The sequence below is a fragment of the Candidatus Nitrospira bockiana genome, from assembly GCF_965152565.1.
In genome coordinates this window covers 3765782-3789342 of sequence record NZ_OZ224215.1, presented here as the reverse complement: position 1 = coordinate 3789342, position 23561 = coordinate 3765782, and the positions used below count along the sequence as shown (strand labels likewise).

The following is a 23561-nucleotide window of genomic DNA, read 5'->3' as shown; positions in this document are numbered from 1 at the left end:
TCATAGAACGGCAACGAGGGACCCCATGGACAAGGATGCGATTCTCCTCGCGGGCACGGTGGCAGGGTTCGTGGCGGCGCTCCTCACGATTACCGAGCGGGTGCTGAATCTCAGGGATCGACTGCGTCAGAACGACGAAGATCAGGGAGCCGCGCGCCGCGACCCATCGCCTGAGCCGCTTCCCCGGCGCCCTCAGCCGGCCTGGAAGCTCCTCAACCTGTCCTCGTACCTGCTGTTGCACGAGCTCAGCGTGATCATCGCGACGGGGGTCCTGCTCAATTATCTCGGGCTGCTGCTGAGCCTGCGATTGCAGAGCATCCTGTACCTCGATATGATCGGAACCGCGTTCTCGGCATTGTTGCTCGGGCCCTGGTGGGGCGCCTTGGTGGCGTTGCTGTCGAGCTCAGCCGTCAACTGGCTGTTGTTTCCCGCGTCCGGCGCCGATGTCCTCATTTACCCCTGGGTGCTGGTCAACATGGCGGGCGGGTTGTTTTGGGGCGTCATGGCCCGCCGGACGGCCTTTCGGAAATACCTCAAGACGCCGCGTTCGTCGGCGCTCGCCCATGCGGGGTATCTGCTCACGTTCGGGCTGCTGGGGGCCCTCGTCATGGCGGTCCCCGGTGTGTGCATTCAAGCCGCCTTGGCCGCACCCGCGGTGTTTGCGCTCGACCCGGGCGTGGCCCGAGCCCTCGAAACGATGATCATGGCGTGGCAGGCGGGATTTCAGGAGCGGCTGAGCGCGATCGTCGGTACGGCGTGGGGTGACACGGTCGGGTGGGGCGTGCTGAATTGGATCCAGACCTCGCTCCGGTACGTCCCTGACAAGACGATCAGCGTGGCGATCGCGCTGACGGTGATCAAATACGGCTTTCCCTTGTTCGAGCGCGAGCTCCTACACGGCCAAGGCAAGCAGCGACTCCGGGACACGGCGGCCGCGCCGCTCCTGTTGGGAGCGCTGTATGCCCCGGCCTTTCTGGGCTTGCTCCTCGCGGACACGCATGCGGGCCTCGACTATTGGCCGCTCTGGTCGGCGCCATGGGTCGTCATTCTCGGCGGCCTCGTTCTCCTCCACCGGTGGGGTCCTTCGGACGAGGAGGCGCGTCGTGCGTGCCTGGCTCGTGCGGAACGCTATGCGCAGACGCTGCGGTCGGCCCGACGGGAGCCGGCCCATGATTTCGGCCAGCGCCTGACCGTGGCCACCCTGATCGCGAGCCTCCTGTTTGCGCTGTCTCTCCCGGCCGTGCTTGCAGATTTTTATCAGGCGGCGTTTAATTTCTTCTGCGTCGTCTATGGCTTCCTGCTCGCGATCTATCTCGTGCGGGTGGCGATTTCCCAAAACCTCTCGATGGCGAGGCTCGAGAAGTAGATGACCGCGGCCTGGCGCTCGGCGCTCCTGTTGGGCTTGATGCTGTCGTGCCCCGCCTTCGCCTCTGCGGGCGGGGTCGTCCGTGAAGGGCCGAAGGCGTGCAAGGCCATCGCCTTGACCTTCGATCTGTGCCCGGTGCGCGAAGGAACGGGCTACGATCGGCAACTGATCGAGACGCTCGTCGAGCGACACATTCCGGCGACGTTCTTCCTCTCCGGCCGGTGGATCGCCAAGCATGATGAAGAGGTCCGCGCGCTCCTCCGTGTGCCGTTTTTCGAGGTCGGCACGCACGGTCAGGTCCATGCCCACCTCCCGGAGCTGGATCAGGCGCGGCAGGAGCAGGAAATCAAAGACGCCGTGACCGTGCTCCGCGCCCGGTACGGCCATGCGGCGGTGCTGTTTAGGCCGCCGTACGGGGAGTTCAACGGGGTCACCGAAGCCGTCGCCGAGGCGCTCGGCCTCCGGTTCATTCTCTGGAACATTGTGTCGGGCGACCCCGATCCGCATCTGTCCCGCGTCCAGATCGTCCAGCGCGTCGAGTCGCGCGTGCGAAACGGGAGCATCATTGTCATGCACGCGAACGGCAAGGGGCGGTATACCCGGGACGTCGTGGACGACCTGTACGAAGACCTCATCCAGCGGCAAGGGTATCGACCGGTCACCGTGACGACGTTGCTCGATCAGTGCCCCGCCGATCCAGCCCATGATGCCGGCCACCCCCCACGTTAGACCGTATCGCCCGGCCGACTATAAGCCGGTGGTGGACCTGCTCGCCGACTCGGATCCTTGGAAGCGGCTGGGGTACACCGCCGCCCACTGGGAGCGCCTGTTCGAGCCGTTCCCGGTCGGGCGCGACGGCTACGTCATCGAAGTCGACGGGCGGGTGGCGGGCCTGGCGCTCGTTCGCCGGCAGTTCCTTTTCGGCGACTATCTGGAGCTGCTGGCGATCGCGCCCGGGAGGCAAGGCCAAGGCCTGGGCAACCGGCTGCTCGGCCACGTCGAGCAGATCGTGTTCACCCGCGCGAAGAACCTCTTCGCCTGCGTGTCCGACTTCAACACCGGCGCCCGCCGCTTCTATCAACGCCACGGCTATCGGGAGATCGGTCCCATGCCCGACCTCCTGATGCCCGGCTCGTCGGAAATTCTTCTGCGAAAGACGATCGGTTCCGCCCGATCGGGGTGATAAGATAGCTCTCAGCCGTCAGCGTTCAGCGATCAGCGCTCGTGTGTCTTGGTTGAGTCAGCTTATCCGACGTCTGTGAATCGGCAATGTGGATTCAACCGATGATAGGACACAAATCCTGACTGCTGTTCGCTGAAAGCTCATCATCTGGAGTCGACCGAACCATGCGCGTGACCAAACTCCTTCACACCCGGATGCGGGTGAGTGACATGGATGAGACGATCCGGTTCTATACGGACGTCCTCGGCCTCGAGGTGGCGGAGCGAAAGACCTCGCCGCGGGGCTCTCAGCTTGCCTTCCTCAAGGTTCCGAACAGCGAAGAGCTGATCGAGCTGGCCAGCTTTCCTCCCAGCGGTCCGGTGAAGGTGCAGGAGGACCTCGTCCATCTCGCCTTTCAGGTCGAGAATCTCGACGCGGCGATCCGTGATCTCACCGCTCGAGGCGTGAAGATCACCGATGGTCCCACTCAGACCTCCTCGGGCAGCCGCTTCATCTTCATCGACGCGCCCGACGGCTATGAGATCGAGCTGATCGAACGGCCGCCGGGGGCCGCGTGGGTCTAGCCCGCATCATTCATGAGGGCTTCTACTGCAACCGTCGATACGCCGCTGCGACAAGCCTGCGCGACCTTGCCGCGTGCAGGCGGGCGTGCTCGCCACTCAGGCGGTCAACATACTGTTTCAAGTACGCCTTCCTCCTTCGTGGCTGTGCTTGCCCGTCTCGCCTAGCGGCTCAACGGTTTCGTGACGAACCCTCATGAATGATGCGGGCTAGAAGCCCCGCGATCGCCCTCCGCGACCGGGAAGAGCCCGAGCGTGGAGAGTCAAGGCGCTCCCTGTCCAGCCGCTTGCCGCGCTCCGTTCTGACACCGTACAATTCACTCTCCTCGGTTCACGGGAGTTCTGACAAGCCGACGGCTGAAGCCGATCGCCGATCGTTGATGCCCATGCCCATGTCTGCCGAGCTCCAGTCCAAGCTCGACCATCTCCCCGAGCAGCCCGGCGTGTATCTGATGAAGAATGCACGGGGTGACGTCATTTACATTGGGAAGGCCCGCGTCCTGGCCGACCGCGTCCGGTCGTACTTCCAAAAGGGCGGCGAGCAGACGCCGAAGACCAACGTCATGGTGGGGCAGGTGACCGACATCGAGACGATCGTCACGAGATCGGACCTCGAGGCGCTCATCCTCGAGAGCAACTTGATCAAGCGCCACCGGCCGCGGTTCAACGTCGTCCTGCGCGATGACAAGCAGTACCCCTACCTGCGCCTGCCGATCAAAGAGGATTTTCCCAGACTCTCGATCGTCCGCCGGGTGCAGAAAGACGGCGCGCTCTACTACGGGCCGTACGTCCCCACCGGCGCCATGCGCGAGACGTTGAAGGTGATCCGCAAGGTGTTCCCGCTCGCCACGTGTGAGATCGAGATCGACGGCAAGGCGGAGCGGGCCTGCATCGAGTTGGAGATCAAGCGCTGCATGGCCCCGTGCATCGGCAATCAGACCAAGGAGGAGTATCACCGGATCGTCAAACAGGTCCGCCTGTTCCTCGAAGGGCGGGACACCGAGCTGCTCGAGGGGCTCCGGGCCGAGATGCTGGCGGCCGCCGAGCGGGAGGATTTCGAGGAGGCGGCGCGCCTGCGGGACCGTCTCTTCAAGATCGAGCGGACCCTGGAGCGACAGCGGGTCGCGCAGACCAGTTTCGTGGATCAAGACGTCGTCGGGCTGGCGAGGCAAGGCAAGGCCGTGGACCTGCAGATGTTGTTCGTGCGGGGCGGGCTGCTCATCGGGCGCAAGGACTTCTTCTGGCCGGAGGCGGCGGATACGGCCGATGAGGAGCTGGTCCGTTCGGCCATCGAGCAGTTTTACAACAAGGAGGTCCAACCGCCGAAGGAGCTGCTCGTGCCGGTGGAATTGGAAGACGGCGGGCTGATCGAGCGGTGGCTCTCGGAGAAGAAGGGCGAGCCGGTGAAGCTCATCGCGCCCGAGCGCGGGGCCAAGCATCAGTTGCTTCGGCTCGCGGAAGAAAACGCCGCCGCGGCCGCGGCCGACCACCTCCGCGACCAGGAGGTCGACCGGCAGGCGGCCGAGGAGCTGAAACGACTCCTGCGACTGGAGCGCCCGCCTCGCCGCCTGGAAGCGTTCGACATTTCCAATACGATGGGCGACCAATCGGTCGCGTCGATGGTGGTGTGGGAGGACGGGCAGGCCAAGAAGGCCGACTATCGGAAATTCCGGATCAAGACCGTCGCCGGCGCGAACGACTTCGCGAGCATGCAGGAGGTGGTGCGTCGCCGCTACGGCGACGCGCCGGACCTCCCGCTCCCGGACCTCATCGTGATCGACGGCGGCTTGGGCCAATTGGCGGCGGCGGTGGAGGGGTTGCGGCAGGTCGGCCGGAGCGAACTGCCGGTGATCGGTTTGGCCAAGGCGCGGGGAGAAAAGGACGAGCGGATTTTCCTCCCGGGTCGCAAGAATCCCATTGTCCTTCGCCCCTCCTTGCCGGCGACGCTCTTGCTCCAGCGGATCCGCGACGAGGCGCATCGCTTCGCCATCATCTATCATCGGAAGCTCCGCGGGAAGGCCGTGGTGAGCTCCGCCTTGGACGCCGTCATCGGGATCGGCGAGATCCGGCGGAATCGATTGCTGAAGACGTTCGGCAGCCTCGAGAACATCGCCGGGGCGACCGACGAGGATCTCCGGGCGGCGGGACTCGATGCGAAGACGGTGGGAGAACTGCGAAAAGCCTTGCCCGGTTGACCTACCCGTCGTATTTGACCCGTCCCACCCTCGGTGATATTTTTTGAGTAGGTCCACGTACTCATGCCGGCTCCGAGCACAGGCTGAAGCGGAATCCGGGAGACCATGGCGACCGTTCTCGTCATCGACGATGATCGTCTGATCTGCACGCTGCTGCGCGAGGTGCTGCGCGGCCGCGGGCACGAGGTCGTCGTCGCGACCGACGGCGAGCGGGGAATCGAAAAGTTCCTCGAGTGCCGGCCGAAGCTGACGGTGCTCGATCTCGGCATGCCGGGGGTCAACGGCATCGAGGTGCTGAAGCGGATCCGAGCGGCTGATCCGACCGCCATCGTGCTGATCCTGACCGGCGCCGGGTTGAAGGATCTGGAAGCCGAGGCCCGGGCCATCGGCGTGACCGACGTTTTCTACAAGGGCACCTCGTTGACCCTGCTCACGGCGGCGTTGGATCGACTCAGCAAGCCGCAGCCGGTGGCTCCTCCGTCGCCATAGCCTCACCGGAGGCTCCTTCGTTCGGCTCTTCCCAATCGATCCGGCGGAACCTGGACGGCGCACCGACGACGACCGGCCTCCTGCCTCCGCTTGCAAGTACCCGCCCGATGGCGTATCTCATGGTCATGGACTGGCAGGCACGGCGGACAGGACCGACACCGCCGGCGGTCTCCAAGATTGGAAACGGATGCGGGGAGGTGCGATGAGGCGACGTCGACGACCATGGCGATCGGGGCTGGTGCTCATGACTACGCTCTTGATGCTGACAGGCTGCGGGTACAACGACATCCAAGCGCTCGACGAAGAATCGAACGCGGCGTGGAGCGAGGTGCTGAACCAGTACCAGCGGCGGGCCGATTTGATCCCGAATCTGGTCGAGACGGTCAAGGGCTATGCCGCGCACGAGCGCGAGACGCTGGAGGCCGTCACGCAGGCACGCAGCCAGGTTGCGGGCATCAAGGCGACCCCCGAGCTGATCAACGATCCGGAGGCCTTTCGAAAATTTCAAGAGGCCCAGGCGCAATTGTCCTCGTCGTTGGCGCGCCTGCTCGCCGTGGCCGAAAACTACCCGGACCTGAAGGCCAGCGAGAGCTTTCGGGACTTGCAGAGCCAGCTCGAAGGAACCGAGAACCGCATCGCCGTCGCTCGCAAGCGCTACATCGACAAGGTCGCCGAGTACAACAAGCTGGTCCGCTTCTTTCCCACCAACCTGACGGCGAAATTTCTGCTGCACGCCGAGGTCAAGCCCAATTTCACGGTGCCGGACGAAAAGGCGGTGGCGACCCCGCCGGCGGTGAAATTCTAGGCCTGGACGGCATTGACCAGCCCGAAGACGGAACGTAGCTTGGCTCTCGTCATGGCCGGCTGGGTGTGTGCCTGCCTGGTCCTGACCTCGGTCCCTGCTTCCGGGCTCGACGTGCCGCCCTTGACCGGCCGGGTGGTCGACCACGCCCGGGTGCTCTCGGCCGAGACCGTGCAGCGCCTCAGCGAGGAGTTGGCCGAGCACGAGCGAAAGACAGGCAATCAAATCGCCGTCTTGATCGTGCCCTCCCTGGAGGGTGAGTCGCTCGAAGAGTATTCCCATCGGGTCGCGACGAGCTGGCGGCTCGGGCAGCAAGGCAAGGACAACGGGGTCCTCTTGCTGATCGTGACCGGCGACCGGCGATTGCGGATCGAGGTGGGGTACGGCCTGGAGGGCGTCTTGACGGACGCCGTCAGCAGCCGAATCATCCGGCATGCGATCGTCCCGCATTTCCAAGCCAAGGACCTCAGCGGAGGGGTGACGGCCGGAGTGCGGGCCATCCTCGATGTCCTGGAGCGAGGGGCGACGCCCGAGGAGTCGGGCCGGCCCCACCCGGCCGCCACGGACGACGTGTGGCCCATCCTGCTCATGGCAGTCTTCATCGGCGCCTTCATCGGCGGCCCGATCCTTCACGGTCACCTGAAGGGCCTCGGGGCGCTCCTCAGCTCGGTCATCTCCTTTTTCCTCGCGCTGCCGGCGGGGCTCGCGGTCGCCGTCCTCGCGTCGGTCCTGGGTGTGATCGGGGCGATCGTCTTCGCGATGCTGATGGCCGGCGGCGGGCCTCCGTCGCGTCCGGGGCGACGATGGCGTCCCGGCGATCTGGACCCGTATGGCTGGGGCGGCGGGTTCGGCGGCGGCTACACCCCATCCGATTCCTTCAGCGGGGGCGGCGGAGATTTCGGCGGCGGCGGTGCGTCCGGCCGCTGGTGACACGAGCGAGGGGCGTACGATCGGGCAAACGAGGGGCAGATCGGGGCGGCGAAGCGGCACCGTCATTTCGCGGTGGAGGAGGGAGTGAATGCGTAGGCAGTCCGGCCCCGCCGGCGCCCTGTTCTCCGACCAGGACCTGGCGGCGATCAAGGCGGCGGTCGAGGCGGCGGAGCGTCGGACACGGGGCGAAATCGTGCCCATGGTCGTTTCCGCCTCCGCGCGCTATCGTGAGGCCCAGCACCTGGGAGGGCTCGTGCTGGCCTTGGTCGTCCTGACGCTGTTGCTCGCGCTGCCGTTCCTGGTGCCGTGGGCCGCCTGGCTCGAGCGGCATCCGGGCGGCATCGTCCTCGGCGTCATGGCCGCCTACGTGCTCGGGCACTGGTGCGGGCGGTTTCCCATCGCCATTCGACTGCTGACCTCTGAGGAGCGGATGGCCACCAAGGTTCGACTGCGGGCCGAGCGGGCTTTTCACGAGCACGGCCTGCACAAGACCCGTGAGGCGACGGGGGTCTTGATCCTCGTGTCCCTGCTCGAGCGGCGCGTCCACATCCTGCCCGATCGGGCCATCGATCAACGCGTGCCGCCGGGGACGTGGAACGAGATCGTCACGGACATGATCGCCCGCATCCGGGCCGGTCGTCCCGGCGAGGCTCTCTGCGCCGCCGTGACCCGATGCGGCGACCTGCTCGCCACGCATTTTCCCCCCCGCGCCGGCGACAACCCCAACGAGCTCCCCAATGACCTCATCCAGGGTCGATAGACGATCTCCATTTGACAGCGCCCCGGTGGTCCCCTAGGATAGCGCGCTTGATTCGGCCGCCGGTCGCGCGGGCGATGTTCCATGAAGGAGTAGGGAGGAGGGTGTATGTCGGATCTGACGGAATCGCCCAGGATGGGGCTGGTGTCTACGCGCTCGGTCAACGGGATGGGGACCCGGATCGAGCAGGGCTTCGAGGTCATCGTCTTCGCGAGCCGATGGATCCAAGCGCCCCTCTACGGAGGGCTGATCGTCGCCGAATGCCTCTACGCCTACAAGTTCCTCGTCGAGCTCTGGGAGATGGTCCACAGCATCCGCGAGCTGAGCGAAACCATCTTCATGCTGGGCGTCCTCTCGTTGATCGACATCACGATGGTCGCGAATCTCTTGACGATGGTGGTCATCGGCGGCTATGCGACGTTCGTGAGCAAGCTCGACCTGGACGGCCATCGAGACCGACCGGACTGGCTCAGTCACGTCGATCCCGGCACGATCAAGGTCAAGCTCGCCGCCTCGTTGATCGGCATCTCGAGCATCCATCTGCTGAAGGCCTTCGTCAACGTCGCGAACGTCTCTCCCGAGCAGATCAAGTGGCAAATCTTTATCCACATGACCTTCCTGGGCTCCGCGATCCTGCTCGCCTGGACCGACAAGATCATGCAGAAAGATCGCCACGGGCGCCACTAGCCACGTTGAAAAAACCGTATGGTGCCATCGGTCAGGTCTTCAGGCTCAGCACGTTATAGGTCGTGATGGGACGGACGAACCCTTTCAGCATGAGCTCCCCGAGCTGTTCGGCGTGGATCAAGTCCTCCACTTTATTGAGGAACCGCTGTGAGACGAGAATCTGACAGTGTTGAGCCTCGCCGCAGAGGCGGGCGGCAAGATTCGTCACCGTGCCGATCACGCCATAATCCCACCGTCCTTCGAAGCCGATCGCCCCGATGGTCGCGTATCCCGTTGCGATGCCCGCTCCGGCATCGAGCTCATACCCGCGCTTCTTCCACCGCTCCCGTAATCGTCTGACTGCATCGCGCATCGCGATGGCCATCCGGACCGCCCGCTCTTCGGGGTTGTCCACCTCGACCGGATCATTGAAAAAGATCATCATGCCGTCGCCGGCAAACCGCTCCAGCGTCCCCTCATGCTCGACGATCAGACGTCCCATTTCGGCGTGGTATTCCCGGAGGACCGACATCACCTCCTCGGGCTCGGCGGTTTCGGCAAACGAGGTAAAGCCCCTGAGGTCAAGGAAGACGACCGTGACTTCCCGCCGGTGGCTGTGCAGAGGATCCTGAGCGCCCCCCGTCACGATCAGCTCGGCGAGCTGGGGTGAAAAGAAGCGCTTGAGTCGTCCCAGCCTGTCGAGCTGCGCCACTTGCTCCTGTACCCGTCGCTCCAACGTCCTGTTCCACTCGGCGAGCTGAGCCGCCTGCGATTCGACCGTATCGTGCAGTTCCTTGATCCTCAAAAGAGAACGGACCCGTGCGAGCAGCTCGGCCTTGTTGATCGGCTTCGTGAGGAAATCGTCGGCCCCCGCTTCAATTCCATTGATCCGTTCCTGGCTCGGATCCAAGGCCGTGACCATAATGACGGGAAGCATCGCCGTCCGCGGGTTCTCGCGGATCTTCCGGCAGACGTCGTACCCGCTCATCCCGGGCATGACGACATCCAGCAGGATCAGATCCGGCGACTCCTTGGCCACCTGCGCTAAGGCCTCTCCACCGGAGCTCGCCGTCAGGACGCCGTAGTCATGGAATCCAAGCACGTCCACCAATAACTTGACGTTCGCCGGCGTGTCGTCGACCACCAAGATGGTTTTCTTTGCATTCATGCGTCCTCGTTGCTTGCTGGCAGGGGCTTCAGCGGGTCAGACTGGACGGGAATCGAGAATCTTCCTAACCCCTTCGGTGAATTCCTTCAGCCTGATCGGTTTGGTCTCGTACCCGTCGAATCCTGCTTCCAAGATGTGCTCCCGATCCAAGCTCGTCGCGGACGCCGTCACCGCCATCACGGGAATGCCTTCCGTCGTCGGGTCGGACCGCAGATGCCGGAGAGCCGTAATGCCGTCCATCCCAGGAAGCTGGACGTCCATGAGGATGAGCGCGGGGCGGCGGGCTCGGGCGATCGTGAGCCCCTCCTCCGCCGTCGCGGCCTCAACGGTCCGGTACCCCATGAACTGGAGGATGTCCCGCACCAACTTCAGATTCTTTTCGTTATCCTCGATGATGAGGATCAGCTCTTGGGACATACGGACCTTGACTGCAAGAGTGAACGAAGGTGAGCCACGAAATCCGCCCGCCTGAACTCGCTCTTGTGTCGCAGGTCGCTGATCCGGCCGTTCAGGCGGTTCTTGTCCTCCGGAGACAAGGACTTGTTCGTCAAGACCAGAATCGGGATGTCGGTCGTCCGAGGGTCGGCCTTCAATTCGTCGACCACTTGGAATCCATCCATGCCCGGCATCAAGAGATCCAGCACAACGAGATCCGGACGTGCGGTGCGGGCCAGTGCCACGCCTTCCGGGCCGGTTGTCGCCTTGAGCACCGCAAAGCCCTCTGGCTGCAGGACGGCTTCCGTCAGCTCGAGCAGCATCGGGTCGTCGTCTATGGCCAGGACGGCGATCCGGTGCGGAGCCGGTTGCAGCCGCTGCGTCACGCGACGGATGGCGCCGATCAACTCGTCGCGGGTCACCGGCTTGGCGAGATAATCGGCCGCACCCAAGGCGAACCCCTTGCCCCGCTCATCGACGATCGAGACGATCACGACCGGGATCGCGGCCGTCTGCGGGTTCGCCTTCAAACGCACCAGTAGGTCCCAGCCTTCCACCTTGGGGATCAAGATGTCGAGGGTGATGATGGCGGGGCGAAGCGCCTCGGCTTTCTGGAACGCGACGTCTCCGTCTTCGGCCACCTCGACGGTGAAGCCCGCCTCGACCAAGTAGATCGAGAGGAGTTTGGCTGCAGCCCGTTCGTCTTCGACGACCAACACGAGCGGACGATCATGATCGGCAGCGAGCGTGCCGACGGAGTCCGCGGCTCTTGGTTCACGCGGCGACCGAAACGGCAGCGTGAAGGTAAACGTGCTGCCCCGCCCCACCTCGCTGTCCACCCAGATCCTCCCGCCGTGCAGCTCCACGAATTTCTTCGCCAGTGCGAGTCCCAGCCCCGTCCCTTCACGCGCTCGTGCCTGGGCGCCGCCGGCTTGGTGAAACTCGCCAAAAATCCGCTCGTGCTCTTCGGGGGCGATGCCGATGCCGGTATCGGTCACCGATATTTCCAGCCGCTCGTCTCGGGAGCTCGCCTTGAGGGCAATGGCTCCTCCATCGGGGGTGAACTTGATGGCATTCGACAGGAGGTTGAGGATCACCTGTTTGACCTTTCGTTCATCGGCCGTGAAGTCGTCCAACCGCTCGTCGATCTCGAGTGTGACGTGAATGCCATGGCGCCGCGCTCGTTCACGGACGAGCGTGACGGTGTTCTCCAGCGTTGCCGGCAGGCGAAAGGTGCTGATCTCCAGCTCGAGGCGGCCGGACTCGACTTTTGCGAGGTCGAGGATGTCGTTGATCAAGGCGAGCAAGTGTCGCCCCGACGAGAGGATGTCTTGCAGATATTCCTCCTGCTTCTCGTTCACATCCCCGAACATTCTCTCGATGAGGACCTCGGAAAATCCGATGACGGCGTTCAGCGGCGTGCGCAGCTCGTGGGACATGTTGGCGAGGAACTCGGACTTGTGGCGCGTCGCGATGAGGGCCTGATCCCGCGCTCGCTCCAACTCCGCGGTTCGCTCTGCGACCTTCTGCTCGAGCGACGCCGTCAAGGCCCGCAACGCCTCCTCTGCACGCTTGCGGTCGGTGATGTCCCTGATGATGCCCGTATAGAACGTCCCTTGGCCGGTCTTCCAGGTGGCCAGGGACAGCTCCAAGGGAAACTCCGAGCCGTCGCATCTGAGACCCGCGAGCTCAAGCGTCTTCCCGATGATCCGCGACTCCCCGGTGGCGGCGAGCCGCTTCAGTCCCTGTGCGTGCCGCTCCCGATAACGTTCCGGCATCAAGAGCGTCAGCGGCTTGCCCACCACGTCCTCCTCGCGATACCCGAACATGATTTCGGCGCCATGGTTCCATGCGATGATGCATCCATTCGTGTCGCCTGACACGATGGCATCATTGGCTGATTGCGCCACGGAACGGAACTTCAGCTCGGATTCGCGCAGGGCTTCCGATTGGGTCTTGAGCAATCCGGTGATGTGCGACACCACCTCCGTCAAATATTCGAATTCGCCTTGATAGGCACGCGAGGGCTTGGGCAGTCCGGCCGCCTTCGCGTCCGCGCGCTCCTTCCCCTCGGACACCGTGAGCGTGGCCAGCGTGGCTTGCAGTTGAGCGATCATCCCGCGAAACACCCGCGACGCTTGGCGTTGCGCCACCCCGATTCCCAGTATCCCGGCGGCGATCAAGGCCAACGTCACGACCGTCATCCGCCGAAAGGCCTGCACTTCTTCATGACGGACCTGAGACAGGGAAAAGATAATACGGACCCACGCCGCGATCCGATCATTGTCCAACAGGGGCTCCACGATGATCAGGATCGGCTGGCCGGCGGCATCGACGGTGTAATGAACGAGCTCGGCCCGGCTTTGCATCGGCACGAGCCAGTCCGCAGGGGTGAGGACCGTGCCGATCCGGTCGGGGGATTTCGCGGCGATGATCATGTTGTCGGGATCGATGACGTCGATCTGCAGGAGATCGGGATCCTGGAGATAGCGCCCCATCGCTTCCTGGATCCGGAACAGATTGTCGATGACCGCCGCCGCACCCATCAGCGCGAAGGTGCGGCTGAAGGCCAGGCCGCGGGCCTCGGCGGCCTTTCGGATGGTCGCGCCGTGCTGATGCAGCATGACCGCGGAGCCTAGTCCCATGATCAAGAGGACGATGACGGAGACGCTCACGGTATGACGAAGGCGAACGCTCGCACGCCATCTCTCCAGCAGCGGCGCCAGGAACGGTCGATCGGCGAAGGCCACGGCGTCTCCTCGGCCAACGGGTTTCAGGGGACGGCTCTGCTGCGTCACTCGTCGGAATTCAAGTCGGCATCCACGGTGAGCAGCCCGCTCGACGGCACGGTGACCGTTTTCATTCGGGTCCCCACCGTGTCGTGCCACAGACGGAGCCGGTACGTTCCGGGCGGCACGTGGGTCATTTCGAACCGTCCCATGCCGTCGGTCACCGCGAAGTAGGGGTGTTCGAACACATGCATCGACGCCCTCATGAAGGTATGGGCGTCACAGCGGATATCGAGGAGCCCCGCGACCCGGAGAGGCTTCCGGATCACCTTGGATCCGGCGGGCTGCGCCACGTTGATCACGGTCGGCCCGAATCGGTCCCCCTGGCGGATATGCGTATTGTGCAGGATGGGATCGATGTTCCTGATCTCCATTTGGCTTCCGATCACCGCCGCACTGACCCGCGGAACGAAGCGGCAGGTGTGGTTTTCAAAGACGATCACGACGTTTTCCGGAACGAGCGGTTTGCCCCGCTGGATCCCCTCCAGGCTGACCACGACGCCCGCGAGGCCTCGCGAGAGACGGTCGATGTGCAGCGTCTCGACGGCGACCGTGTCGCCGCAAAACTTGCTGTCCCGATGGACCGGCAGAAGCTCGGGTTTCGGGATGGCTCCGGAAAACGTCACCACCCCGTTCACCGCCGCGCCGGCGACGGCCGCATCTTCGTCATAGGCATCGGCGGGACCGAGGGGGCCAAGTAATCCACCGATCACCATCAGCACGATCATCATGGCTCGTGGTGTTCCCCTTTGCATGAATCCCTCATAGGTGGAATGGTTCCCGTTCCGCGGGCGCCTTCCCAGCCCTCCGGACTCACCAGTTTCCTTGGAATTCGAGGAGGGCGAGATGCCCCGTCAGTCCGGTGAATCGGTTGTCCGTGTAGGTGTATTCGACGGTGACCCGCAGCCAGGTCTGAACCGGCGTGACCGCGCCGACGGTGTAATCCTTCCGTGCGCTGTTCTTCCGCGCCGCATCGAGGTCGATCCAGGAATAGCGCTCGTACAAGGTGACCTCCGGCCCCATCACGTACTGCTGGGACTCGATGTAGAAGGCGTTGCCTTGGACATCCGGCGCCACCAGGCCGGGATTGTTGTCGTGGCTCCTGATATAGCCGCCCTGGAGCTCAACAAACCCATAACCGCCCACCGGGAACCACTTGCTCAGATTCATCCCGTAGCGTGAAAAATTGAACTGCTGACCGATGGAGGCGGGCGCGCCCGTCGTTCCAAGGGGAGTCACGCCGCCATGGGTGGTGCCGTGGTAATAGAACACGGTGAACCCCGAGGCGATCTCGTCGAGCAGGTGATCGTACGCCAACATGTAGTCTTTTTGCGGGTCGATGTCCCCGACGTTGGCGGTGCCGCTCCCGGTTTGATTGAGGCCGTTGGAAATCTGGACCAGAAGCCTGCCTGCTCCACGCACGTACGCGAGCTCGACTCCCTTCTGCCTCTGATCGAAGTTGAACGCGACCGCTTGCCCGTTCGTCAGCGCGCTCGTGCGCGTGAGCGCGAGCGTCTGCGTGGGAGGCAACGTGATGCCGGTGGACCGGTCGAACCCTCCCACGCCTTCCTGTTGAAGCATGTGCATTTGTCCGATTCGCGCGCTCACGAATTGCTCGGCGGTCCCGTAAATGCCCTGAACGTGACCATGAACGTCGACGCTCGTGCTGTTACTGGCAAACACGTGGATCCACGCCGAGAAGTTCCGTGAAAGGGCCCCCGCATAGAACAACGAGACGTCGGGAAACCTGAATTCGCTGCGCTCGACTGAGCCCTTGTTGTTCTCGTAGCCCAATTGGGCGCGCACCCGGGCGGAAAGGAAGTGACCGACATTCGTCAGATCCTGCCCCTTGTTGAACTCGGCCGGGGTTCGGTAGCCTGCACGCCGGAACTGCTGCCCGAAGTTGTTCAGCCTGGGAACTACCGGGTAGTGGCACATGGCGCAATCCGCGTTGTATTTGCGCGCAAAGGCTGGAATAGCTTGTGATTCCCTGGCCGCGGTGAGCAGGGCGACCGCGAGGACCAGGACTGCCAAGGCGAGGCACGCAGCGCCCCTTGTCTTGGATGGCCCCCAGTGTGCCGGACGTCGTGACGCAACGCCGACCGGGTTCAGGACCACGGTCTCGCTCCATGCTCTCTGCCCAGTGGGGCTGGGGTGAGCACCCGTTTCGAGGGACGTTCGAGGCATCAACTGTGCCATCCCCTTCACCACGCTCGTTCTCGAGAATGCATGTATAAGTCCGCGACATCGCCTTCACTCTTTGGCAGGAGGTCGATGGAGAGCACCTGAGAGTCTGAACGGAGACCGTTCCCTGTATCAAAAGCGATAACTCCTTGTACTGCATCCGATACATATCCGGAGACCTGGATGGGTATCCGGGACAGTGAGCCACTCCCGAGAGGCGGGAAGGCGAAAGGAACCAGTACGCCGGAGGGATGCCCGGAACGGGAAGATTCTTCAAGCCTTGGGGAGCATGGCGCTGTCGAGGTGATCCCCAAAGGGGCCCGAGGGGACGTCAAGTGGCATCTGGCTTTACTCTTGCTGCGTCGCGCAAACGGAGTCATCCACTGACTCCGTGAGGGCTAGGCTGTGAATCAGGGTCGAGTCATGCGGCCCTCCGTGTTCCTTCTTGCGCTCTTCGCCGGGATAGCCGTGACCGTGGGGGATGGGCTGTACGGCTCAGGCCGTCCTCCGACTCGAATCTCGTCGTCGGCGGGGAGCCCGCTCGTCATCCTCGATGGGATCGCAGTCCCTGACATCGGGCCCTTACCGTCGTCGGTGCCCGGCGCTGTCAACGACGAACGGTCGAGCGCCAAGATCGCGTTGGGGAAGCAACTGTATTTCGACGGCCGCCTCTCCAGGAACGATCGGGTCTCCTGCGCCTATTGCCACATCCCCGGTTCCGGGTTTGCGGATCCACATCCCACATCGGCCGGCGTGGATGATCTCGTGGGAGGCCGTCAAGCGCCGACGATCCTGAACGCCGCTTTCAATCCCTGGCAGTTCTGGGATGGCCGTGCCCGCTCGTTGGAGGAGCAGGCGCTCGGCCCCATCCAGAATCCGATCGAAATGGCCGAAACCGCCGAGCACCTGTCGGCCAAGCTCCAGCGGATCACCGGGTATCAACGGCAGTTCCAGGAGGTGTTCGGGGCGGAGGTAAGCTTGCCCAGGATTGCCGAAGCAATCGCCGCCTTCGAACGTACCCTCATCTCGAAGAATTCTGCTTTCGATCGCTATCTGGCAGGTGATGCCAAGGCCATGGATGAGGCGGCCATCCGAGGGCTCGAGCTGTTCAAGGGCAAGGCACGCTGTATCTTGTGCCACAATGGTCCGAACTTTACCGATAACCAGTTCCACAATCTCGGTGTGCCTCAGGTGGGGCGCCAACAAGAGGATCTGGGCCGGTACTATGTGACGGGCGAGGAGCGGGACAAGGGAGCCTTCAAGACGCCGACCTTACGAAGCGTGCTCGAGACCGCGCCCTACATGCACGACGGCGTGTTTCTCACCTTGGAGGAAGTGGTCGACTTCCTGGACCAAGGAGGAGGCCCGAATCCCCATCTCAGTCCCTTGATGCAGCCGCTTGGTCTGACCGCTGAGGAAAAGGCGGAGCTCGTCGCGTTCCTGGAGGCGTTGACCGGGGAACCGCTGAAGATCGAGATGCCGGTGCTCCCTTGAAGGAGGCCTTCGCTCACCTGGGGCCTTCGGCGATCCGGTCTCGGCGGGCGGTGCGCGGGGTGTCGGGCGCGCTCAGCGCCAGGCCGGGCTCGCCCGGCCGTGTTCGTCGAGCCAATAGGGCGTCCAGGCGAGCGTGACGAGGCGAACGGTGATCTGGCTCTTGGTCGGCCGGACGGCGACCGTCTCCAGTGGCTCGGTCAGCGGGTCGAGACCGGCCGTCAACGTGTCCATCTCGGCCTTGAATTGAGCCTCCAACTCGGCGAGTTGCCGCTGGAGCGCCTCCACGTTCTCCCGCGCGAGGTCCACGTCCTTTGCATCCTTCATGACCCGGCCCGCCCCGCGGATCGCCGTCTGCGCCTTCCCGATCGTGGTCGAGCTGATCGTCTTTCGGCCGAGGAACGCTCCGAGCAGGGTCGCTCCGACGGACAGGGCCGCCTGCAGTTGACTTTGCCGCTGCTGCTCCGTCTCCCGGACGACCGCCTGCTCCGCGCGACGGAGACGATCCTGGAGCGAGGCGATCTTCGGCGCGTACTTCCGTCGCAACCGCTCGGCGGCTTCGTCGCGCTGCTCGTGAGCCGCCTGCTGCAAGCGGATACGGAAGTCCCGTTCCGATTCGCCGGGCCTCGACACGAGGCCGAGCGCCGTACTCTTCCAGAGCGCCATCGTCCGCGTGCGGTACAGCCATCCCGCGAGCTCCTTGGTCCACGTGTCATAGGCTTTGCCCTTGGCTGCCTCCGGCGGCAGCTCGGCGAACGCCGCGCCCGCAGTGGGGGCCGTTTCCAGCTCGGAAAGCGTGAGGTCTATCGGCTCGGCGGATTCCCATGCAACCGGGGCCGGGGAGGCTTGGATCGGCGTGAGGTAGGCCTCCTCCTCGCTCACGTCGACACCCTTCTTCGGATCAGTGAACCGGACATGCGCGAGGCCGAGGACGGCCGGCCGGTAGACGAGTCGCGCGCCCCCGGGGCGAGTTCCGCGAAGCGGGATGAAATGTTGGGGCACGTCGGGGGGCAGGACGGGGCGCGAGCCGGCCGGAGCGGCGGATTCCAGCTCGGCGCCGACCTGCACAGGTCCGGCTCGATCGCCCGCCGCCGTGTCCGCTCCGGCAGGTGTCGGGCGAGGAGCTCCCCGCATGAGATCCTTGATCTGCGATCGTGTGAGCGGCCCCCGGAGATAGGAGAGCGTCCACCGGGTCTCGAAGATCTCCGGGGCGTCCTCATGGATGTTGTGCAACAGGAAGACGCGGCGACCCAGCCCCGCCAAGATCCGCTCCATCCGCTGCCGGTCGAACGTCGTGCCGCCTCCCGCGGCCGCGCCCTCCAAGCCGTCCAACACCCGCGCCTTGTCCCGCTCGGTTTGCAGCCGGCCGATGAACCAGGTCCCCGTGTTCGCGAGTCCTTTGTAGTCGAGATCGACCGGATTCTGCGTCGCCAGGACCACCCCGACGCCGAAGGCGCGCGCCTGCTTGAGCAAGGTCAACAGCGGGCCTTTGGACGGAGGGTTGGCGACGGGCGGGAAGTAGCCGAAGATTTCGTCCATGTACAGGATCGCGCGCAGCGACGTGGTGCCGGACTGGGTGCGGACCCAGCCGAGCATCTGATTGAGCAGGAGCGCGACGAAGAACATCCGCTCGCTGTCGCTCAAATGGGCGATCGAGAAGATCGCCATGCGGGGCTTCCCCTGGGCGGTGTAGAGCAGCCGGCCGATGTCCAACGCCTCGCCCTCCATCCAGGCCCCGAAGCCCGGAGCCGCGAGCAGATTGTTCAGCTCGAGGGCCAAGGCAAAGCGGTCGTTCGACGGAAAGAAGGACTCGAGGTCCAGCACCCCCACGCGGGTCACCGGCGGCTGCTGGATGTGCTGAATGAGCGCCGGGAGATCGAGGTCCCGCCCGTGCTCCCAGGCGTGCGCCACGATCGTGGACAGCAGGATGTGCTCCCGGCTCTTGATCGGGTCGGCCTCGCGGCCGAGGAGACCGAGCAGGCTCGTGACGGTCGTGCTGACACGCTCGCGCAACAACTCGGCGTCGGCGAGCAGCTCGGGTGACGGCGCGGCAAAGGACTTGAGGATCGAGACGGGGATCCCCGCCTGGCTTCCCGGCGTGTAGATCACGAACTCGGCCGACTCTCGGAGCCGCGTGATTCGTTCCCCGCTCTGGCCCCAGGCCGCCAAGCCCTTCTTCCACAGATCGGCTTGTTGGGCGGCGTACTCGGGCGGCGGCAGCCCTTTCTTCCGGGCTTCGTCCTCGTTGATCCACGGGAGAAAGTCGTCCGGCCGGAGCTCGGGGAACGTGAGCAGCAGATTGCCGAGGTCTCCCTTGGGATCGATGATGATGGCCGGGATCCCGTCGATCGCCGCTTCCTCGAGGAGCCCCACGCACAGGCCGGTCTTGCCGCTCCCCGTCATGCCGACGCACACGGCGTGCGTGACGAGGTCTTTCGAATCGTACAGCAGCCAGCCGGCCTTCGCCTTCTTCTTCGCGAGATCGTACGGCCGTCCCAGGTAGAAGACGCCGAGCTTTTCGAAGTCGTCCATGCCCTTCATGATCGTCGACCGGGGCGGGCACCGGCCACGCGCATTCTAGGGTGCACGCGAGTGGACTGCAAGGCGGGGGGCGTCAGGAAAGGAGCGCCACGTCCTGAAGGCGGGACAACGCGTGGTCCAGGGTGAAGGTGACACGCAGCCGGGGATCCCGGCTGCGCTCGGTCATCGCTGGCGTGCGATCCAGGGCTCCGCCGCCGTCATCAGCCGTTCGGCCCGCGCTCGAGGGGCGTCGTCCGGCGCCGTGAACCAGCTCGCATACTGGTGCTGCGCCAGGTCGCCGAACTCCTCCAACGAGCCGGACGGGACGCGAAGCAGCGTGCCGAAGGAATCGAGGTATTCGCCGCCGCCTCGCGCGGCATCCGCCTGGAGGTTGTCGTATTCCAGGCCCGCGAACATGGCGACCTTGTAGCGCTCGTCCACCAGGCCGTCGACGGTCAACACGGACTGCGGGGTCGTGCTCGAGAAAAATCGGACCATCGTATCCACGGTGGCCTTCGTCGTATTACAGGCCGACGCGGTCAATGCCACCCCTGCCAGGATGAGGATGCGGCTCCACGCGAGCCTTCGTGATGTCTGCATGTGAGATCTCCTCCTTGTCATCGGCTGGTCCCCAGCCTCACGACCATCAGTCGTCGTCCTCCTCGTCATGTCGTCCAACGGCAGACGGGTCGCCTCGGACCACGAGCGCGCGCCGTGCCGCAGGCCTCCCAAGCCCGCCGTCAGCGGCCCTTGCAGCCGGGGTGCTCGCAACGGCAGCGCCCGGCGAGAGCCGTCTCATTCCGGCAGGTATCGCTGCAGAACTCTTTTCCGGGCTCGGCCTGACAGGTACAGGATGGATGCGCACACTTCTTGGACATGGAGCACCATTGAACGATTGGTTGGAACTTCTCGAGCTTTATTGTGGGAGAGAAATGGGGTGAATACGATCAGTAGCAACAGGCCGGCCATGTCGGCGTGCGTCCGACGCCCAAGCCGTCAGGCGCGGGTCACCAATCGGAAAAGATCACGAACACGGCGAGGACCATGAGGCCGAATCCCACGAGATAGTTCCATTTCAGGTCTTCCTGGAGGTAGACGACGGAGAAGACGCTGAAGACGACGAGGGTGATCACTTCCTGCATGGTCTTGAGCTGGGCCGCCGTGAATTGATAGTGCCCGATCCGGTTGGCCGGGACCTGGAAGCAATATTCGACGAAGGCGATCGCCCAGCTCACGACGATGACCTTCCAGAGCGGCGAGCCCTTGAACTTCAAATGGCCGTACCACGCGATCGTCATGAAGATGTTCGAGATCGTGAGCAAGGCAATCGTCGCCATGCGTCCTCCTGAGTGAAGAGAAGAGCGTTGGGTCGGTTGAGTCGGTTAGGTCCGTTGAGTCCGTTCATCGAAAACGGACCTAACGGACAAAACAGACCTAACGGACGCAACGGACCTAACGAACGCCGGCTTCCCGGAGCACCTGTCCCGTATACGACCGCGCCACCCGCGCCACGTCGGCCGGCGCGCCTTCGGCCACGATCTGGCCGCCGCGGTCGCCGCCTTCCGGCCCGAGGTCGATGATCCAGTCGGCGTTCTTGATCACGTCGAGGTTGTGCTCGATCACCAGGACCGTGTTGCCGGCTTCCACCAAGCGATTCAGCACGTCGAGCAAGCGTTGGATGTCGGCGAAGTGGAGCCCGGTCGTCGGCTCGTCCAGGATGTAGAAGGTGCGGCCGGTCGGGCGCTTGGACAATTCGCGGGAGAGCTTGACGCGTTGGGCCTCGCCGCCGGAGAGCGTGGTGGCGGACTGGCCCAACTTGATGTAGTGCAATCCGACGTCGTGCAGGGTTTCGAGCTTTCGCCGGATGAAGGGGATGTGCTCGAAGAACTCCATCGCCTCGTCGACCGTCATGTTCAGGATGTCGGCGATGTTCTTGTCCTTGTACCGGATGTCGAGCGTCTCGCGGTTGTACCGCTGCCCCTTGCAGACCTCGCAGGTCACGTAGATGTCGGGCAGGAAGTGCATCTCGATCTTGATGAGGCCGTCGCCTTCGCAGGCTTCACAGCGCCCGCCCTTGACGTTGAAGCTGTAGCGTCCGGCCTTGTAGCCCCGCACGCGGGACTCGGGCAGGTTGGTGAACAGGTCGCGGATGAAGGTGAACAGACCCGTGTAGGTCGCAGGGTTCGAGCGCGGCGTGCGCCCGATCGGAGACTGATCGATGTCGATGACCTTGTCGAGCGCCTCGACTCCGGCCAACGCCTTGCAACCGTCGATCTTGGGCTTCTTCTCGTAGAGGAGCTGCGACAACGAGTGAAACAGGACTTCCAGCACGAGCGTGCTCTTGCCGGATCCCGACACGCCGGTCACGCAGGTGAACAGCCCGAGCGGGATCTTGGCCGTCACGTTCTTCAGATTGTGCTTCCGGGCGCCGACGACCGTGAGAAAGCCTTTGGGCGGCCGGTGGCGGGCCGGGAGCCTCACCGCCGCCGCGCCTCGCAAGTAGCGTCCGGTCAGCGAGGCCGGATCCGCCATGACCTCGGCCGGCGTGCCTTGGGCGATGATGGCGCCGCCGTGCGCGCCGGCGCCCGGTCCCATGTCGAGGATGTGGTCCGCCGCGAGCATCGTCTCGGCATCGTGCTCGACGACGACCACGGTATTGCCCATGTCCCGCAAGCGAAGCAGCGTCTGAAGCAGCCGCCGGTTGTCCCGCTGATGGAGGCCGATGGACGGCTCGTCGAGGATGTAGAGCACGCCGACCAGGCCGGAGCCGATCTGGGTGGCCAGGCGGATCCGCTGACCTTCGCCGCCCGACAAGGTGGCGGCCGGCCGGTCCAGGGTCAGATAGTCCAGGCCCACGTTGACCAGGAAGCCCAAGCGCTCGCGGATCTCCTTCAAGATCCGTTGCGCGATGAAGGCCTCCCGCTCGGTGAATTTCAACGACTCGAAAAAGTCGGCGGCGGCCCGGACCGAGAGCTGGGTGACGTCGGCGATCGAATGGCGGGCGATCCTCACCGACAGGCTCTCGGGCTTGAGGCGCGCCCCCTTGCAGACGGCGCAGCGTTCCAACAGCGTGAAATCGTCCTCTTCCGGGCAGCCCGGTCGGACGGCGTACCCGATGCCGTCGCACGCGGGGCACGCCCCGTGCGGACTGTTGAACGAGAAGATGCGCGGCGTGATTTCCGGGTAGCTCACGCCGCAGCGGATGCAGGCCAGCTTCTCGCTGTAGAGGCGGACCTGGTCGCTCTCCGTCAGCACGCCCACCAACCCGTCGGTCAGCTTCAGCGCGGTCTCGACCGAGTCCGCCAGCCGCCGGCTGAGCGTCTCCCCCGGCTTCATGACGAGGCGATCGACGACCACCTCGATCGTGTGCTTCTTCTGCTTGTCCAGGACGATGTCGTCGCTCAGATCGACCACGCGGCCGTCGATCCGCGCGCGCACGTACCCCGCCCGGCGCATGTCGAGGAGCTCTTTCTTGTATTCGCCCTTTCGGCCGCGCACGATCGGCGCGAGGATCTGGAACTTCGTGTTCTCCGGCAGCGTCTGGATCGCATCGACCATCTGCTGCACGGTTTGGGCCGCGATTTCATCGCCGCAGGTGAAGCAGAACGGATGGCCCACGCGTGCGAACAGCAGGCGCAGGTAGTCGTAAATCTCGGTGACGGTGCCGACGGTCGAGCGCGGGTTGTGGCTCGTGCTCTTCTGCTCGATGGAGATCGCCGGGGAGAGGCCCTCGATCGAATCGACGTCCGGTTTCCCCATCTGCTCCAGAAACTGCCGGGCGTACGCGCTCAGCGATTCGACGTAGCGCCGCTGCCCCTCGGCATAGATCGTGTCGAAGGCCAGAGACGACTTCCCGGACCCGCTCAGGCCCGTGATGACGACCAGCTTGTCGCGGGGAATCGTCACATCGAGGTTCTTGAGGTTGTGCTCGCGTGCGCCCCGAATGACGATCTGGTGACTCATAGCCTGTAGGAGACCGTGGGGATCGTAATGATGGCCGGTCCAGCGCCGCTCGTCGCTCCGCCG

General features: G+C 64.3%; 20 protein-coding genes. 11 read left to right on the top strand and 9 right to left on the bottom strand.

Translation table 11 applies throughout. The annotated features are described in order from the left end of the window. Nucleotides 1-25 precede the first annotated feature (25 nt). The 10 genes from ACWHYV_RS18540 to ACWHYV_RS18495 all read left to right on the top strand — a co-directional run bounded on the left by ACWHYV_RS18540 (nt 26) and on the right by ACWHYV_RS18495 (nt 8969). Nucleotides 26-1366 carry a hypothetical protein gene (locus tag ACWHYV_RS18540; protein ID WP_447977968.1) on the top strand — a complete coding sequence of 447 codons (1341 nt, stop codon included), beginning with the start codon at nt 26-28 and terminating at the stop codon, nt 1364-1366. Continuing rightward, complete coding sequence (locus ACWHYV_RS18535; protein ID WP_447977967.1) at nt 1367-2095, top strand: polysaccharide deacetylase family protein; 729 nt, start codon at nt 1367-1369, stop codon at nt 2093-2095. It begins immediately after the preceding gene. After that, a complete protein-coding gene (locus ACWHYV_RS18530; protein ID WP_447977966.1) occupies nt 2070-2549 on the top strand; it encodes an N-acetyltransferase family protein in 480 nt (159 codons plus the stop codon). The genes ACWHYV_RS18535 and ACWHYV_RS18530 overlap by 26 nt, the downstream gene beginning before the upstream one ends. 164 nt (nt 2550-2713) lie before the next feature. After that, nucleotides 2714-3112, top strand: a complete 399-nt coding sequence (locus ACWHYV_RS18525) for a VOC family protein (protein WP_447977965.1) — start codon at nt 2714-2716, stop codon at nt 3110-3112. A gap of 383 nt (nt 3113-3495) precedes the next feature. Next, a complete protein-coding gene (gene uvrC, locus ACWHYV_RS18520; protein ID WP_447977964.1) occupies nt 3496-5304 on the top strand; it encodes an excinuclease ABC subunit UvrC in 1809 nt (602 codons plus the stop codon). Between the two features lie 105 nt (nt 5305-5409). Next, nucleotides 5410-5793 (top strand): response regulator, encoded by a 384-nt coding sequence (locus tag ACWHYV_RS18515; protein WP_447977963.1) that lies wholly within the window; start codon nt 5410-5412, stop codon nt 5791-5793. Nucleotides 5794-5995: 202 nt separating this feature from the next. Beyond that, the gene (locus ACWHYV_RS18510; RefSeq protein ID WP_447977962.1) at nt 5996-6598 is read left to right on the top strand and encodes a LemA family protein; all 603 of its coding nucleotides are present in this window, start codon (nt 5996-5998) and stop codon (nt 6596-6598) included. Between the two features lie 39 nt (nt 6599-6637). Continuing rightward, on the top strand, nt 6638-7525 hold the full coding sequence (locus ACWHYV_RS18505) for a TPM domain-containing protein (protein WP_447977961.1): 888 nt from the start codon (nt 6638-6640) through the stop codon (nt 7523-7525). Between the two features lie 88 nt (nt 7526-7613). After that, nucleotides 7614-8285 carry a TPM domain-containing protein gene (locus tag ACWHYV_RS18500; protein WP_447977960.1) on the top strand — a complete coding sequence of 224 codons (672 nt, stop codon included), beginning with the start codon at nt 7614-7616 and terminating at the stop codon, nt 8283-8285. Nucleotides 8286-8450: 165 nt separating this feature from the next. Next, complete coding sequence (locus ACWHYV_RS18495) at nt 8451-8969, top strand: TIGR00645 family protein (RefSeq protein WP_447980754.1); 519 nt, start codon at nt 8451-8453, stop codon at nt 8967-8969. A 31-nt stretch (nt 8970-9000) separates the two neighbouring features. On the opposite strand, the gene ACWHYV_RS18490 is transcribed toward ACWHYV_RS18495, so the two are convergent. From ACWHYV_RS18490 to ACWHYV_RS18470, 5 genes are read right to left on the bottom strand one after another with little or no spacing between them, the layout of a single operon-like run. Continuing rightward, entirely contained in the window at nt 9001-10116 is a 1116-nt protein-coding gene (locus ACWHYV_RS18490; RefSeq protein ID WP_447977959.1) for a response regulator, read from the bottom strand. Nucleotides 10117-10152: 36 nt separating this feature from the next. Beyond that, a complete protein-coding gene (locus ACWHYV_RS18485; RefSeq protein WP_447977958.1) occupies nt 10153-10533 on the bottom strand; it encodes a response regulator in 381 nt (126 codons plus the stop codon). Continuing rightward, nucleotides 10518-13301, bottom strand: a complete 2784-nt coding sequence (locus ACWHYV_RS18480) for a response regulator (protein WP_447977957.1) — start codon at nt 13299-13301, stop codon at nt 10518-10520. Before ACWHYV_RS18480 ends, ACWHYV_RS18485 begins: the two co-directional genes overlap by 16 nt. A 44-nt stretch (nt 13302-13345) precedes the next feature. Further along, nucleotides 13346-14095, bottom strand: coding sequence for a hypothetical protein (locus tag ACWHYV_RS18475; protein ID WP_447977956.1), 750 nt, complete (start codon nt 14093-14095; stop codon nt 13346-13348). A 58-nt stretch (nt 14096-14153) separates the two neighbouring features. Beyond that, nucleotides 14154-15374 carry a hypothetical protein gene (locus ACWHYV_RS18470; protein WP_447977955.1) on the bottom strand — a complete coding sequence of 407 codons (1221 nt, stop codon included), beginning with the start codon at nt 15372-15374 and terminating at the stop codon, nt 14154-14156. 573 nt (nt 15375-15947) lie between these two features. Between ACWHYV_RS18470 and ACWHYV_RS18465 the strand changes: the two genes are divergently transcribed. Then, nucleotides 15948-17018 (top strand): cytochrome-c peroxidase, encoded by a 1071-nt coding sequence (locus ACWHYV_RS18465; protein ID WP_447977954.1) that lies wholly within the window; start codon nt 15948-15950, stop codon nt 17016-17018. Nucleotides 17019-17090: 72 nt separating this feature from the next. Here ACWHYV_RS18465 and ACWHYV_RS18460 read toward each other — a convergent pair whose 3' ends face one another. The 4 genes from ACWHYV_RS18460 to uvrA form a co-directional block, all read right to left on the bottom strand. After that, a complete protein-coding gene (locus tag ACWHYV_RS18460) occupies nt 17091-19547 on the bottom strand; it encodes an ATP-binding protein (protein ID WP_447980753.1) in 2457 nt (818 codons plus the stop codon). Between the two features lie 171 nt (nt 19548-19718). Beyond that, nucleotides 19719-20135 carry a DUF3015 family protein gene (locus ACWHYV_RS18455; protein WP_447977953.1) on the bottom strand — a complete coding sequence of 139 codons (417 nt, stop codon included), beginning with the start codon at nt 20133-20135 and terminating at the stop codon, nt 19719-19721. A gap of 407 nt (nt 20136-20542) precedes the next feature. After that, the gene (locus ACWHYV_RS18450) at nt 20543-20872 is read right to left on the bottom strand and encodes a DMT family protein (protein ID WP_447977952.1); all 330 of its coding nucleotides are present in this window, start codon (nt 20870-20872) and stop codon (nt 20543-20545) included. Nucleotides 20873-20987: 115 nt separating this feature from the next. Next, on the bottom strand, nt 20988-23498 hold the full coding sequence (gene uvrA, locus ACWHYV_RS18445; RefSeq protein ID WP_447977951.1) for an excinuclease ABC subunit UvrA: 2511 nt from the start codon (nt 23496-23498) through the stop codon (nt 20988-20990). Nucleotides 23499-23561 lie beyond the last annotated feature (63 nt).

Bases quoted from the DNA above. Each gene is read 5' to 3' on its own strand.
- ACWHYV_RS18450 (WP_447977952.1), bottom strand. From the start codon at position 20,872: ATGGCGACGATTGCCTTGCTCACGATCTCGAACATCTTCATGACGATC.
- ACWHYV_RS18535 (WP_447977967.1), top strand. From the start codon at position 1,367: ATGACCGCGGCCTGGCGCTCGGCGCTCCTGTTGGGCTTGATGCTGTCG.
- ACWHYV_RS18490 (WP_447977959.1), bottom strand. From the start codon at position 10,116: ATGAATGCAAAGAAAACCATCTTGGTGGTCGACGACACGCCGGCGAAC.
- ACWHYV_RS18510 (WP_447977962.1), top strand. From the start codon at position 5,996: ATGAGGCGACGTCGACGACCATGGCGATCGGGGCTGGTGCTCATGACT.
- ACWHYV_RS18455 (WP_447977953.1), bottom strand. From the start codon at position 20,135: ATGCAGACATCACGAAGGCTCGCGTGGAGCCGCATCCTCATCCTGGCA.
- uvrA (WP_447977951.1), bottom strand. From the start codon at position 23,498: ATGAGTCACCAGATCGTCATTCGGGGCGCACGCGAGCACAACCTCAAG.
- ACWHYV_RS18465 (WP_447977954.1), top strand. From the start codon at position 15,948: ATGCGGCCCTCCGTGTTCCTTCTTGCGCTCTTCGCCGGGATAGCCGTG.
- ACWHYV_RS18530 (WP_447977966.1), top strand. From the start codon at position 2,070: ATGATGCCGGCCACCCCCCACGTTAGACCGTATCGCCCGGCCGACTAT.
- ACWHYV_RS18495 (WP_447980754.1), top strand. From the start codon at position 8,451: ATGGGGACCCGGATCGAGCAGGGCTTCGAGGTCATCGTCTTCGCGAGC.
- ACWHYV_RS18485 (WP_447977958.1), bottom strand. From the start codon at position 10,533: ATGTCCCAAGAGCTGATCCTCATCATCGAGGATAACGAAAAGAATCTG.
- ACWHYV_RS18515 (WP_447977963.1), top strand. From the start codon at position 5,410: ATGGCGACCGTTCTCGTCATCGACGATGATCGTCTGATCTGCACGCTG.
- ACWHYV_RS18540 (WP_447977968.1), top strand. From the start codon at position 26: ATGGACAAGGATGCGATTCTCCTCGCGGGCACGGTGGCAGGGTTCGTG.
- ACWHYV_RS18475 (WP_447977956.1), bottom strand. From the start codon at position 14,095: ATGCAAAGGGGAACACCACGAGCCATGATGATCGTGCTGATGGTGATC.
- ACWHYV_RS18460 (WP_447980753.1), bottom strand. From the start codon at position 19,547: ATGGACGACTTCGAAAAGCTCGGCGTCTTCTACCTGGGACGGCCGTAC.
- uvrC (WP_447977964.1), top strand. From the start codon at position 3,496: ATGCCCATGTCTGCCGAGCTCCAGTCCAAGCTCGACCATCTCCCCGAG.
- ACWHYV_RS18525 (WP_447977965.1), top strand. From the start codon at position 2,714: ATGCGCGTGACCAAACTCCTTCACACCCGGATGCGGGTGAGTGACATG.
- ACWHYV_RS18500 (WP_447977960.1), top strand. From the start codon at position 7,614: ATGCGTAGGCAGTCCGGCCCCGCCGGCGCCCTGTTCTCCGACCAGGAC.